This is a genomic window from Burkholderiales bacterium (genome assembly GCA_013695435.1).
Lineage (GTDB): Bacteria > Pseudomonadota > Gammaproteobacteria > Burkholderiales > JACMKV01 > JACMKV01.
This window is the reverse complement of the sequence record JACDAM010000078.1, coordinates 22,436-33,777: the sequence shown is the minus strand read 5'-3', so window position 1 is coordinate 33,777 and position 11,342 is coordinate 22,436. Positions and strand designations below refer to the sequence as shown.

Below are 11,342 nucleotides of genomic sequence, written 5' to 3'. Positions count from 1 at the left end.
AATTTTTTTTATGGGCTTGACAGGTCTGGCCTGGCTTTTCATGGCTTTGCGCTGTGAACTAGGCAAGACGTAACCGCGCAAGAGAAGCGACAGCATTGCCGCCGCTTATGTCTGGAACAATGATGAGCTCGAGCACTGTGACGCCCATCAGATCGACGCGGTAGTCTTCCGATTCGCTGCTCGCGCTCTCGGGATTGAAATTCCACTGTTGGCGCACGATTTCCCGAACCGTTTGCCCGTAATCGGGCGACCAGCGCAACACGTATTCCTGCGTACGCGACGCATCGGGCTCGACGAAATGCACCGAGATCCGGCGCAGCCTTTGCGGCTGCGTGAAGAGCAGCCGGATCGTTTGTTTGCCCGGTCCGGCGGCGCGCCAGCCCGCGCCGGAACCCGGCAGCAGAGCCGATTCGATCGGATGCGCCGCGTCCTCGGAAGTCATTTCTATTTCGGCCAGGGTTTCCACATCCAGATTATCCTGGTCCCTGGGAAGAATGTCTTGCCGGGTTGGAGCAATGATTCGCTTGCGCATCGGCGCCCTCTTTCAGAAATTCAAAACGGTTAGAGCAGGGGACACTACCCGGCGGCGTCCATCACCAAACGGATACCGTACGCAACCAGGCCCAGCGCGACGACACCCGCAGTCCAGATCAAGACCATCCAGAGAAGCTTTTTCGCCATGCGCGCAACGCGGTATTCAATGCTGTCCCCTGCGGCCGATCAGCTAAAAACTGACGCATCCTCGGCGGAAGGAGTGGGATTCGAACCCACGGAGCCTTGCGACTCGCTGGTTTTCAAGACCAGTGCATTAGACCGCTCTGCCACCCTTCCCGAACGCCTGAATCCGCGTAAACCCTCACAAAAACCCCTGTCGAAACGAATGATACAAGGCGAGCCCATGCCCTGCCAGAGTTGCAACTTAAGTGGGGCTTGGGTAGTCTTAGTAACAGTTTTTCAATGAGGAGCGGTGACAATGGCTGAACTACGAATCCCGGCGGCGCAATCTTCGCAAGTTGCGGTTGCCCAGCACAAGGTTTTGCGAAATACGTATATGCTTTTGGCGCTGAGCATGGTTCCGACAATGATCGGGGCGATGATCGGCATCAACATGCAGGTTTCGTTCATGGCCACCAACCCGATCATGGGCGGTTTGCTGTTTCTGGCGGGGGCGTTCGGATTTTTCTACGCGATCGAAAAAACCAAGAACAGCGGCCTCGGCGTTGCCTTGCTGCTGGCCTTTACGTTCTTCATGGGGCTATGGCTGAGCCAGATCCTGCAGGTCGCGCTGAGCTTCGGTAACGGCGGGCAAATTATCGGTCTGGCGGCCGGCGGCACGGCGGCGATTTTCTTCACCCTGGCCGGAATCGCAACCGTCACGCGCAGGGATTTCAGCTTCATGGGCAACTTCCTGACGATAGGCGCGGTGCTGTTCTTGATCGCGATCGTCGCCAACCTGTTTTTCCAGGTGCCGGCCGTCTCGCTGACCATTTCCGCGGTGGCGGTGTTATTGTTCTCGGGTTTTATCCTGTATGACGTGAGCCGCATCATTCACGGCGGCGAAACCAACTACATCAGTGCGACCTTGGGCTTGTATCTGAGCATCTACAATCTGTTCGTGAGCCTCCTTCATCTGCTGCTGGCTTTCACCGGTCAGCGCGAATAGCGTACCCGGCATCAAAAAAGGGCGGCTTCGGCTGCCCTTTTTTTTCGCTTCGGCGCCACTACCGTTCGAACAACGCGATCGATTCACTATGCGAGGTTTGCGGGAACATATTGATCACGCCCGCCGCGGCCAAGCGATAGCCCTTGACCTGCGTCAGCAGCGCCGCATCGCGCGCCAGCGTGGCCGGATTACACGACACGTAAACGATGCGCCGCGGCGGCTCCAGCTCTTCGCCGAGCGCCTTGACGATAGCGACAGCGCCATCGCGCGGCGGATCGATCAGCAGCTTGTCGAAATGGCCGAATTCAGCCAGCTCCGACGCTGAAATCGCAAACAGATCGGCTTGCAAAAATCGCGTGTTTTGCGTCAGCCCGTTGTACCCCGCATTTTCCTGCGCGCGCCCCACCAGCGCTGCACTGCCTTCGACGCCGACCACGTTCGCGCCTCGCCGTGCGGCCGCCAGCGAAAAATTGCCGAGACCGCAGTAGAGATCGGCGATGCGCTCACCTTCGGCCGGCGCCAATAAACTGATAGCGCGCCGCACCAGCATGCGATTGACCGCATGGTTGACCTGGGTAAATTCGGTTGGATGAAACGGCATGCGCAAATCGAATTCGGGAAGCCGGTATTCGAGTGTCGCCGCTTGCCGCGGATGAAACTGGGACGCCGAGTCCGGTCCGCCCGGCTGCACGAATACGATGACGCTGTGCAGTTCGGCAAAACGTTCGATCAGGTTTTCGTCAGCGGCCGTCAACGCTTCCAGAATGCGCACCACGAGGACCAGATTTTCTTCTCCGATCGACAACTCGATCTGCGGAACGCGGCTTTTGATCGACAACACGGTGACGAGCTCCTGCAACGGCGCAAGGAGACGCGACGCGCGCGCGGGCAAAACCGGGCAGCTCGTCATATCGGCAATATAGCGGCTGTTTTTCTCGTGAAAGCCGACCAGCGCCCTGCCCTTTTTTGCTACATAGCGGACTGAAAACCGGGCGCGCTGTCGATAGCCCCAGCTCGGTCCGTATATCGGCGGCAACAGCGTTTCCGCCTTGACTCCGCCGATATGCCAGAGCGTCTCTTCGAGTATGCGCTGCTTGGCGGCGACCTGCGCGCGCGGCTCAAGATGCTGCAGGCTGCACCCGCCGCAAACACCGAAGTGCGGGCAACCCGGTTCGACTCTGGCGCCGCTCGATTTAATGATTCGGTCCAGCCTGGCGAGCGCGAATTTTTTCTTGTTGCGCAGCGGGATAGTGCTGACGACTTCGCCCGGCAAGGCGCCTTCGATGAACACGACCTTACCGCCGGCTTCGCGGGCGATGCCGCGGCCTTCCTGATCCAGCGACTCGACGATGACCGTCACGGCTTGAATCCGGTCGAATGCCCAAGCGCTTTGTTTAGCAAGGAAACTGGAATATCAGCCCGCCGTAACCGCACTGATATAGCGATCGAACGCCGACAAGCTGTAGCGCAAGCGCGTCTTGATCGCCATCCAGCCGCCGGCTACGCCGAGGACATTGGCCAGCATGTCGGCGTAATCGAAAGAGCGGTAGCCAGTCAACGCTTGCGCGAACTCGAGCGAGATTCCCATCACGGCAAACGCGGCGGCCAACTTCAAGCGATCGCTGATTGACCAAAACAGTTGGCAGAACCACCCCATCAAAACCGCGTACGCAAGCAAATGGCCGAACTTGTCGGCATCGTCGAATGGCAGTGTCTCCGGCGTACTTGACGTGAGCGACGCATAGACGACAACGCCGACCAGCAGCCAGCCGAGCGCCAACCACAGCTTGCGATAATTCAAATCGACGGCGAGCGCGTCGGTCATCAACGCCAGGCCTCGATGAATTCACGCCAATGCGGCGCCGATGAAGCCGCCAGCGTGGTCCGAACGAGATCGCATTCGTCGCGATATTGCTGTTCGGTATGGACGCCGCGCATCAACTGAAATCGCTGAAACACCAGATGCGTATTGGCGACATCGGTCTCGCAGTAATTGCGGATCGCCGCAATTTCGCCGCGTTGAAATGCGCTCCAGACTTTCGAGCCGTGCAGACCGAGCTTGCCCGGAAAGCCGATGAGCCTGGCCATGTCGTCGAGCGGCACATTGGCGCGCGGCTGGTACAACGCAAGCATGTCCATCAAGTCGATATGCCGGGTGTGATAGCGGCCCAGATAATTGTTCCATCTGAATTCGCGATCGTCGTCTCCCTGCTCCCAGTAGCGCGGCGCACTGACGCCGTGGACGAGGCTCCGATAGTGCAGCACGGGCAAATCGAAGCCGCAGCCATTCCACGATACGAGCTGCGGCGTGTATTTCGCGATGCCATCGAAAAAACGGCCGATCAGTTCGGCCTCGCCGTCGTCGGCTTCGCCCAGCGACCAGACTTTGAAGTTGTCGCCTTCGCGCAATGCGCAGGAAATGGCGACGATCCGGTGCAAATGCAATTGCAGGAAATCGCTGCCATGCGTCTGCCGGCGGCGATGACTGGCCATATCGACCACGCCGGCATCGTCGATATCGTCACCGAGGCCGTACAGCCGGCGCAGCCCGGCGACGTCAGGTATGGTTTCGATGTCGAATACGAGAGTTGGCGTCACGAAAATCCGGGCGAATTGTGGATGAGCGAGCAGGACAGGCGAACGTCGCCAGCGGCTCGCCTGGGAGAATGCGGCCAAACGCTTGGCGATGCAGCCGCGACGTGAGCAGACTCTTATTTTTTCTTCCAGCCGCCCTGACCGTCCTGCACCCACCAGCCGGACTGCGCTTTTTCGATCCAGCGCCCGGCGAAAGTCGAGCGGATTTCGCTCTCCCATTCCGGATGCTGGTTGGCGCGCGCGATTTCACGGTAGAGCGCCGACCTGTCCTGATTCTCGGCGCCGACCAGCGAGTTGACCGCTTGGCGCTGCGGCAACGGCACGGCATTCGCATCGCGCAGCACGATCTGCGCGTCGCGCGTCAAACCAACCGCTCCGCTCGCGTAATGCGGCGCGAGCTGGTTGTGGCGTTGCTGCATGCTGTTTTTCAGCGTCGTGATCGCCGGCGTGTTGATTTCGATATCAGCCTGGGCGTACGCCAGGGTCGCTATCGACATCAAACAAAGGAACAAAACGCGTGCGAAACGCATAGTCATATCGCCTCCTTATTTTGTCGGCTTGGGTTGCGCCGCCGGTGCATCGCTCTTGGCGCCGCCTGCGCCATCCGCCGCGCCGTCCTTGAGCTGCCAGACCTCATCGATGATCTTGTCTGCCGCCTTCTCTGCCGCTGCGGCCGGAAAGTAAATATTGATCGTCACGCACCCGGCAAGCAGCGAACCCGCCAGCAGAACAATCCCTTTATTCGTCATGGTTTCCTTAGCATTTCAGCGCACGATCGGTTTAACGTTTTCCTGGGTAATTCGCTTCAGCCGGTCGAGCAATTCCTGCCACGCGACGCGGCGATTGTAGCCCAACACGGTGATCGCCGGTATGCCGCCGCCCTCGACGATCACATAACCCTGCTGGGCCGGCTCGATACCGCCCATCTCACACACGCTGTTCTGCAGCACGCAACTCAAACCGATGCGCGAATAACCGAACTGCTCGAAGAATCGCAAAAAGCTGCGTTGCAGCGCGGCGACCGCGCCGGCGCCGCCCAGCGCCGAAATATTCTGCACCGCGGTCTGACTGATCTTCTTCGGATACTTTCCCGGGCTGCTGCGGATCGAAGCGTCGAATTGGACTGGCCGCCAATCGGCGAGTTCCACCTTGCTCAAAGTCACGTCGATGCGGCCGGTGATATTGCCGAACGAGAACGTGCGCGTCAGCAGATCGAGATCCAGGTTGCGCATATCGACGTCCGCCGAGAGCCGCGGAGTAGCGCCGAGCGGATCGAACATCACCAGATTTTTCGCGACGATCGTGCCGTCGAAAATCTTGAACAACAGCGCGCCATCCACGCTCAACGTCGAATCGCGGTAGCGCACAGCTGGAATGACGCCAGACAGGCTGCCGAGCATGCGCGGCAAGCCGAGATCTTGCGTCAGCCTCTCCATCGAGACAGGCGTCAGGCCGGCGCCGAACTGCCACTGCCACTCCTCTCCGCTTTTCTCGGCGCGAAAATCGCTGAGCGCGAGCCTGCCATCAAGGATAGGAATTTCGGTTTTCGGTATGGCAAAGCTGAGGCCGTTCATTTCGAGCGGAACCTGGGCTGCCCCCAGCGGCAGACGAAACACTTCGCCGCCGCTTATGCGAATGCCGGCCCTGGTCGGCACGCTGCGTTGCCACGGCACATTCGCGTCGAGATCGAAAATGGCGAAGCGGCGTTGCTTGTCTTCCAGCGAAACGCCTTGCAAGGCCAGGGTCAGCGCCTGCACCGCGCCGTCGCCGAATCGAACATCGAAACCGGCGCGGCCATCGACGCGAAGATCGGCCAGCGCGGTCTGTCCAAGCATGGGCTTCAACACTTGCGCATAGAGCTCGGCCAGATCGACCTCATCGGTGCGCGCCCTGGCGCTGTTCAGACGATGCGCCCCCCGGTCCCATGAAGCAGTCACATCGATCTCGCCGATTTTCGCCAGAGCAAGCTGACCAGACGTGATTTCGATCGAACGCTCGCTCGCAGCGCCGGCCGCGGTCAAGCGATGTCCGCCCGCAAAATACAGCGGTTGCCAGAATACCTCGCCCCCGATCCAGTCGATCCCGGTTTTCCATTGCCAGCCATCGCCGTATTGGTCGGCGGTCAGTCGAATCGCGGCTTCGATTTTTTCGCCGGCGTGCAAACCGGCGGCATCGCTGAACGCAAGATCGCGAAACTTCGTATCGGCGGCGAGTTTGAGACGGCCACGACCGCCGCGCAGCGTGAAGCGGCCGTCGATGACGCCGGCGCTCACTTTCGGCAATGTGTTCGGAAATGCGTTCGGCGCTGCCTCCGGCAACAGCGCCGCGAGCCGCTGCAATTTGCCGTGCGTGATTACGAGTTCGAGTGTAAACGGCTCGCGCTTAAATTCGGCAGTCAGCTCCCAGCTCTCGCCTTTCTCCGGCTGCAGGATCAGCTCCAGCTTTTGCGTTTCCGTCTCGTAGGCAAAACGGATCGGCCATTTCCGGCCGGCGTCGAGAACGCCTTCGGCGCAGCGCATCGTCGTTTTTTCGAGCTGGAATTGGCCGCACGTCAACGCGACATTGCGCAGCGTTTTGCCCTGCAAGGTGAGTTCGCCTATGCGCAGTTCGAGTCTGGATAAATCGTCGCCGTGCAACCCGGCTTCGATCGATTTCGCGCTGAACGAAGGACTGTGGATATCGGCTATCGACAAACCGATCTGCTGGCCGAAACCCGGCCCGCTGATCAGGAGTGCGGCAAGCAGAATGGGCGCGCGGAAGTTGGTCAGAGTCTGGTCAGAGGTGTCTCAGCGCATTTCCATTTCAGGCCGGAAATACTCCGGTCGACAGGTAGCGATCGCCGCGGTCGCAGACGATCGAAACGATGACGGCATGGTCGAGCTCGGCGCTGAGTCGGAGCGCGATGTGCAGCGCGCCGCCGGATGAAATTCCCGCGAAGATGCCCTCTTCGCTGGCGAGGCGCCGCGTCATTTCCTCGGCGTCGGTCTGGCTGACTTCAAGCACGCGATCGACGCGGCTCGCATCGTAGATTTTCGGCAGATAAGCCGGCGGCCATTTCCGTATACCCGGGATCTGCGAACCTTCCGACGGCTGCGCGCCGATGATCTGGATGGCAGGGTTTTTTTCCTTGAAATAGCGCGAGCAGCCGACAATGGTTCCCGTCGTTCCCATGCTGCTGACGAAGTGCGTGATGCGGCCGTCGGTATCGCGCCAGATTTCCGGGCCCGTGCCTTCGTAGTGCGATAAGGGATTATCGGGATTGGCGAACTGGTCGAGGATGATTCCCTCATTGTTGTCGCGCATACGCTCGGCGGTATCGCGCGCGGTTTCCATGCCGCCGGCTTCGGAGGTGAGCACAAATTCGGCGCCGAACGCGCGCATGGTCTGCCGCCGCTCGACGCTCAGATGTTCGGGCATCACCAGCACCATGCGATAACCCATCATCGCCGCCGCCATGGCAAGCGCAATACCGGTATTGCCGCTGGTTGCTTCGATCAAGGTATCGCCCGGCTTGATGTCGCCGCGCGCTTCCGCGCGTTTGATCATCGATAGCGCCGGCCTATCCTTGACCGAGCCCGCCGGGTTGTCGCCTTCGAGTTTGACCAGCACGGTATTGGTGGTGGCGCCGGGCAGCCGCTTCAATCTGACCAGCGGCGTGTTGCCGACGAAATCTTCGAGGGTTTTGTACATCGCGCTAACGGGGATTCGGGAAATTCGGCGGGCGCCGACGAGAAAGCGCCCGATGCGCGAGGATACCAGATGCGTTCAGCACGGCCAATTCGCCGGCGCTGAAACAGCCCCGCGTGAGGCGCAGGGCCGGGTCAGGTTATTGCGCGCGGGCAGGGTCCGGGTTGGCGGGCTTGCGCGGGGACGGCTGCGACATCGTCTCGTCGGCTTTCCTGCCCGAAGCCGGTCCCGATTTTTCGACCGGCCCGGGCTTCGCCTCCTTGTCGTGCAAGGGACGCGTCGCATCTTCCGACAAGGTCTTGTCGGCTTTTTTGCTTGCTTCCACCGGGTCCTCCTTGCCCGCCGCCGCAGGCTTGCGCGGGGCGTCTTTCGACATCGTCTCGTCGGCTTTTTTGCTTGCTTCCGCCGGGCTCATCGTCTTGCCCGCGCCGCCGGCGGTCAATTCGCCCTTCATCTTGCCTACACTTTTGGCGTCCATGCCCTTGACGTTGGCGAGATCCTCGACGCTCTTGAATGCGCCATTCTTGTTGCGATAGTCGATGATCGCCTTGGCCTTCACCGGACCGATGCCTTTAACGCCCTCAAGCTCTTTCTGGCTCGCGGTATTGATATCGACAGCGTACGCAAAGCCGCAAAACGCAAACGTGATGACGAGCAGCAGCAATTTTTTCATTTCCATTTCCTCCAGGTCAGAACGACAGGCGCAGGTCGGAATATCCAAACGCTGCCCTGTTTTAACGCCGCGCCGACGATAGGCGTTGACGCCGGCCGTTTCCCTTCTTTCCTGCCGAGGGAACCCCTCGGAAGGGAAGAAAACTCAGCTACCCCACGCCGCGGGTCGGCCCCTCCAGGAAAACCGGAGGCGTGGTCGTCGATACGGCCTTGCGCCATCCATCAAGAGTTGGCGCCGAGCCAGGCGCGAAACTCGTCCGCCGCGCACGGATGCGCGAAATAAAAGCCTTGCGCATGATCGCAGCTTTCGCCTGTCAGAAACACGCGCTGCGCCTCGTTTTCGACGCCCTCCGCGACAACATTGATACGCAGCCGCCTGGCCATGGCGATGATTGCGGCGACGATGGCGGCGTCATCAGGATCATCGGCGACATCGCGCACGAACGAGCGATCGATTTTCACGCTGCTGGGGCCGAAACGCCTGATGTAGCTCAACGACGAGTAGCCGACGCCGAAGTCGTCGAGCGCGATCTGAACGCCGATGCGTCTGAGTTCGTCGAGCACCGCGAGGTTGTGTGGATCGTCGGGCAGCAAGAACTGCTCAGTAATTTCGAGGCACAAAAGTTCGGGCGCAAGGCGCGCCGAATGCAAGGCGCGCCGCACCGTATCGGCCAGCGCCCCGACCTTGAACTGGCGCGCCGAAACGTTGACTGCAACCGTCAGCGGCGAGCCGGACTGCTGCCACGCCGCCGCCTCGTGCGCCGCCTGCTGCAAAACCCACTCGCCCAATTCGACAATCAAGCCGGTTTCTTCGGCCGCGGGTATGAATTCGTCGGGCAACATCAAACCTTTTTCGGGATGACGCCAGCGCAGCAATGCTTCGGCGCCGATCGGCTTGCCGCTGGACAGCGCGACGATCGGCTGGTAGTACAGGACGAACTCGTTGCGTTCGATCGCGCGGTGCAGCGCGGTTTCTAGCTTGAGGCGGGCTTCCGCCTGCGCGGTCAGCTCGGGACGATAGAAACGCGTGTTATTGCGGCCCTCGGCCTTGGCGTGATAGAGCGCGCTGTCGGCGCAGCGAAACAATTTTTGCAAATCGGCGCCGTCGTCGGGATAAAAACTGATACCGAGGCTCGCTGTCATCGGCATTTCCTGGCCCTGGTAATGGCACGGCGCCGACAGCGATTTCCGCACCTTTTCGGTAATGCTGACAGCATGCTTCGGTTCCTCGAGATCGCTGAGCAGCAGCACAAATTCATCGCCGCCGAGGCGCGCGATGCAGTCGGTATCGCGCACGCAGGTCTTGAGCCGGTTGGCGACGGTTTGCAGCAGCACGTCGCCGGCTTCGTGCCCGAGGCTGTCGTTGACCTGTTTGAAGCGATCGAGATCGAGGAACACCACGCCGAGGCGCTTCTTGCGGCGCTTGGCGGCGCTCAGCATACGCTCGCCCTCGTCGCGCAACCGGGCGCGATTGGCAAGACCGGTCAGCGCATCGGAATAAGCGAGCTGCGCAAGCTGATGCTCCGCCTCTTTGCGCTGCGAAAGATCGTGGATCTGATACAGGTAGTACAGCGGTTCGTCTTCCGCGCGCAGAAGCGAAACGCTGACCAGCGCCCAGATGTCGCCGCGGTCAGCGCCGCGGTAGCGTTTTTCGAATTGCACCGACGGCGTCTTGTCGGCCCGCAGCGCGAGCAGGTATTTCCGCTCCATGCCCATGTCGCTCGCGTGCGTCACATCCTCTTGCCTGAGGCTCAGCAACTCAGCCTCGTCGCGGCCGAACAGCGCGCACACGGCAGCGTTGACTTGCAGGAAACGGCCGTCGAGCGCGACCACCGCCATGCCCGCCGGCGCGAAATCGAACGCGTTGCGAAAGCGCGCCTCGCTGTGACGCAGCGCCTGCTCGGCGCGCAGGCGTTCGCTGACATCGCGCAGCACGACGACAGCGCCCAGCAGCTTGCCGTCTTCGGTGCGGATCGGCGCGGCCGAATTGTCCATCGGCCGGCTGGTGTCGTCGCGCGCCGCCAGCAACGTTCCGTGACCGATGCCGACCGCCGCATTCTCGCGCAGCGCGCGACTGGCCGGCGACTCGACCCGCGCGCCGGTCTTCGCGTCCCGCAATCGCAGTATCTTGCCGACATCCGTGCCTAGCGCTTCCTCCTGCACCCAGCCTGTAATCAGTTCTGCTTGCGGATTCATGAAACGCACGCGGGCTTGTGGATCGGTGGCGATGACGGCATCGCCGACGCAGCGCAAGGTCGACGCAAACCACTGCTCGGATTCGTGCAGGCGCTGTTCCATGATTGCCTTGTACAAGGCGACTTCGATCGCCGCGCGCAATTCCTTCGGCTGAAACGGTTTGGTCAGATAGCCGTGCGGCGCCGTGCGCGCGGCGCGCTCGACGGTGCGCGCATCACTGTAAGCAGTCAGAAACACGACCGGAATGTACAGGCCGCGGCCGATGTGGCGCGCCGTTTCGACGCCATCCATATCGCCCTTGATGACGATATCCATCAGCACAAGGTTGGGCCGGTGCTGGCGGGCGAGCGCGATCGCATGGGCGCCATTATCAACGGTGGCGCAGACGTCGTAACCCATTTCAAGCAACTGCTGTTCGATATCCAGCGCGACGATGGCTTCGTCCTCGACCACCAGTATCTTGGCGGGCGCCGGGCGAGCGTCGGAGCGTGTAGAAACAATCGCGGCCTGTTTCATGACCGAATAATAA

The 11,342-nt window shown here is 60.8% G+C and carries 12 protein-coding genes and 1 tRNA gene; 1 reads left to right on the top strand and 12 read right to left on the bottom strand.

Annotated elements, in window-relative coordinates; translation table 11 throughout:
* Positions 1-58: 58 nt before the first annotated feature.
* The 3 genes from H0V78_04655 to H0V78_04645 form a co-directional block, all read right to left on the bottom strand.
* Entirely contained in the window at positions 59-532 is a 474-nt protein-coding gene (locus H0V78_04655) for a carbohydrate-binding protein (GenBank protein ID MBA2351088.1), read from the bottom strand.
* A 44-nt stretch (positions 533-576) separates the two neighbouring features.
* On the bottom strand, positions 577-681 hold the full coding sequence (locus H0V78_04650) for a DUF2474 domain-containing protein (GenBank protein ID MBA2351087.1): 105 nt from the start codon (positions 679-681) through the stop codon (positions 577-579).
* A gap of 65 nt (positions 682-746) precedes the next feature.
* Positions 747-831: transfer RNA gene (locus tag H0V78_04645), tRNA-Ser, on the bottom strand.
* 142 nt (positions 832-973) lie between these two features.
* On the opposite strand from H0V78_04645, the gene H0V78_04640 reads away from it, so the two are divergent.
* A complete protein-coding gene (locus H0V78_04640) occupies positions 974-1,663 on the top strand; it encodes a Bax inhibitor-1/YccA family protein (protein MBA2351086.1) in 690 nt (229 codons plus the stop codon).
* Between the two features lie 58 nt (positions 1,664-1,721).
* Here H0V78_04640 and rlmD read toward each other — a convergent pair whose 3' ends face one another.
* The 9 genes from rlmD to H0V78_04595 form a co-directional block, all read right to left on the bottom strand.
* Positions 1,722-3,023: a 23S rRNA (uracil(1939)-C(5))-methyltransferase RlmD gene (rlmD, locus tag H0V78_04635; GenBank protein MBA2351085.1), complete on the bottom strand. Its 1,302-nt coding sequence runs from the start codon at positions 3,021-3,023 to the stop codon at positions 1,722-1,724.
* 54 nt (positions 3,024-3,077) lie between these two features.
* Positions 3,078-3,488: a VanZ family protein gene (locus tag H0V78_04630; protein MBA2351084.1), complete on the bottom strand. Its 411-nt coding sequence runs from the start codon at positions 3,486-3,488 to the stop codon at positions 3,078-3,080.
* Positions 3,488-4,261 (bottom strand): 3'-5' exonuclease, encoded by a 774-nt coding sequence (locus tag H0V78_04625; GenBank protein ID MBA2351083.1) that lies wholly within the window; start codon positions 4,259-4,261, stop codon positions 3,488-3,490. The genes H0V78_04630 and H0V78_04625 overlap by 1 nt, the downstream gene beginning before the upstream one ends.
* Before the next feature lie 113 nt (positions 4,262-4,374).
* On the bottom strand, positions 4,375-4,788 hold the full coding sequence (locus tag H0V78_04620) for a YdbL family protein (protein MBA2351082.1): 414 nt from the start codon (positions 4,786-4,788) through the stop codon (positions 4,375-4,377).
* Between the two features lie 15 nt (positions 4,789-4,803).
* Positions 4,804-5,007 carry a hypothetical protein gene (locus H0V78_04615; GenBank protein MBA2351081.1) on the bottom strand — a complete coding sequence of 68 codons (204 nt, stop codon included), beginning with the start codon at positions 5,005-5,007 and terminating at the stop codon, positions 4,804-4,806.
* Positions 5,008-5,022: 15 nt separating this feature from the next.
* Positions 5,023-6,951 (bottom strand): hypothetical protein, encoded by a 1,929-nt coding sequence (locus H0V78_04610; protein ID MBA2351080.1) that lies wholly within the window; start codon positions 6,949-6,951, stop codon positions 5,023-5,025.
* A gap of 109 nt (positions 6,952-7,060) precedes the next feature.
* Positions 7,061-7,948, bottom strand: coding sequence for a cysteine synthase CysM (gene cysM, locus H0V78_04605; protein MBA2351079.1), 888 nt, complete (start codon positions 7,946-7,948; stop codon positions 7,061-7,063).
* A gap of 136 nt (positions 7,949-8,084) precedes the next feature.
* A complete protein-coding gene (locus H0V78_04600; GenBank protein ID MBA2351078.1) occupies positions 8,085-8,624 on the bottom strand; it encodes a helix-hairpin-helix domain-containing protein in 540 nt (179 codons plus the stop codon).
* Between the two features lie 215 nt (positions 8,625-8,839).
* Positions 8,840-11,329 carry an EAL domain-containing protein gene (locus H0V78_04595; protein MBA2351077.1) on the bottom strand — a complete coding sequence of 830 codons (2,490 nt, stop codon included), beginning with the start codon at positions 11,327-11,329 and terminating at the stop codon, positions 8,840-8,842.
* Positions 11,330-11,342: the final 13 nt, after the last annotated feature.

What these genes read in the sequence shown, in the direction of transcription:
- H0V78_04655 (MBA2351088.1), bottom strand. Translation starts at nt 532, where the DNA reads ATGCGCAAGCGAATCATTGCTCCAACCCGGCAAGACATTCTTCCCAGG.
- H0V78_04650 (MBA2351087.1), bottom strand. Translation starts at nt 681, where the DNA reads ATGGCGAAAAAGCTTCTCTGGATGGTCTTGATCTGGACTGCGGGTGTC.
- H0V78_04640 (MBA2351086.1), top strand. Translation starts at nt 974, where the DNA reads ATGGCTGAACTACGAATCCCGGCGGCGCAATCTTCGCAAGTTGCGGTT.
- H0V78_04630 (MBA2351084.1), bottom strand. Translation starts at nt 3,488, where the DNA reads ATGACCGACGCGCTCGCCGTCGATTTGAATTATCGCAAGCTGTGGTTG.
- H0V78_04620 (MBA2351082.1), bottom strand. Translation starts at nt 4,788, where the DNA reads ATGCGTTTCGCACGCGTTTTGTTCCTTTGTTTGATGTCGATAGCGACC.
- H0V78_04615 (MBA2351081.1), bottom strand. Translation starts at nt 5,007, where the DNA reads ATGACGAATAAAGGGATTGTTCTGCTGGCGGGTTCGCTGCTTGCCGGG.
- cysM (MBA2351079.1), bottom strand. Translation starts at nt 7,948, where the DNA reads ATGTACAAAACCCTCGAAGATTTCGTCGGCAACACGCCGCTGGTCAGA.
- H0V78_04600 (MBA2351078.1), bottom strand. Translation starts at nt 8,624, where the DNA reads ATGGAAATGAAAAAATTGCTGCTGCTCGTCATCACGTTTGCGTTTTGC.
- H0V78_04595 (MBA2351077.1), bottom strand. Translation starts at nt 11,329, where the DNA reads ATGAAACAGGCCGCGATTGTTTCTACACGCTCCGACGCTCGCCCGGCG.